General features: G+C 62.6%; 1 protein-coding gene. It reads right to left on the bottom strand.

Annotated elements, in window-relative coordinates:
- Positions 1-24 precede the first annotated feature (24 nt).
- A protein-coding gene (locus tag JI752_RS19205; RefSeq protein ID WP_216967338.1) for an IS3 family transposase occupies positions 25-1124 on the bottom strand; the annotation gives its coding sequence in 2 pieces (ribosomal slippage) (positions 25-869 and positions 869-1124; 1101 coding nt in all).
- Between the last annotated feature and the right edge of the window lie 60 nt (positions 1125-1184).

Genomic DNA, 1184 nt, shown 5'->3' with positions numbered 1-1184 from the left:
CTGTAGCGTCCTCGCTTTTTCGAGTCAGTCGAAAGTAGAGGTGTTCGGCGAGTGTGCCATTGCGTAGTGGACGGGTGAAAGCCCGCCCAGTGAACGATGCGGGCGGTGATGGTTGTAGCGGTGACGCCAATCCTCGGTCATGCGCCGGACTTCGCCGAGCGTGGTGAACACGAAGCGGTCCAGGACCTCGGTGCGAAAAGTGCGGTTGAAGCGTTCGATGTAGGCGTTCTGTGTCGGCTTGCCGGGCTGGATGTGGACCAGGTCGACGTCGTGCCGCTTGGCCCACTGCTTCAGGGCCGCGCTAATGAACTCCGGGCCGTTGTCCAGACGAAGCCGCTTCGGTGGGCCCCGTACTTCGACCAATTCGTCCAGGGCACGGATCACACGGAGCGAGGGCAGGCTGGTGTCGATTTCGATCTTCATCGATTCGCGGTTGAAGTCGTCGTTGACGTTGAAGGTGCGGAAGCGGCGGCCCGACCACAGGGCATCGGACATGAAGTCGGCCGACCAGGTGTGGTTGGCGGTCGCCGGGATTTCCAGCGGTTCCCGGATACGCTCCGGCAACCGTCGTTTGCCACGCCGTGGCAGGTTGAGCTTCAGCGCCACATACACGCGCCAAGCCCGTGTCTTGCCCCAGCCTCGCGGCCGCAGGGCGCCGTCGAGCAGCAACCCGAAACCGTGCCCCGGATTGACCTTCAGGTACGCTTGCATGGCGGCGATCAGCGGCGCGTCGTCACGAACGCGGGGACGGTAGTGCCGCGCCGAACGCGACAAACGCAGCGTCCGATCGGCACGTCGAGCACTCAGCCCGTGATCGGTTTGCATCGCCAGACTCAGTTCCAATCGCCGAGCCTGGCCTAGAGCTTTCGCGAGATGACGTCCTTGAGCGCGTGGTGTTCCAGCGCCAGGTCCGCGTACATCCGCTTCAGCCGGCTCAGCTCGGCCTCGACGTCCTTCAGGTGCCGCAACTGCGACACCTCCATGCCGGCGTACTTGGACTTCCAGACGTAGTACGTCGGCTCGCTGATGCCGTGCTTGCGGCACGTCTCGGCGACCTTCGCGCCGGCTTCAACCTCTTTCAGGATCCGGACGATCTGTTCCTCGGTGAATTTCGACTTCTTCATGCAGAGCTCCTTCTGGGGAAACTCTACTTCCAACTGGATCGAATTTTCGAGGACGCTACA

This window comes from Lysobacter sp. MMG2, assembly GCF_016735495.2.
Taxonomy (GTDB): Bacteria; Pseudomonadota; Gammaproteobacteria; order Xanthomonadales; family Xanthomonadaceae; genus Lysobacter_J.
This window is presented reverse-complemented; position numbering and strand designations above follow the sequence as displayed.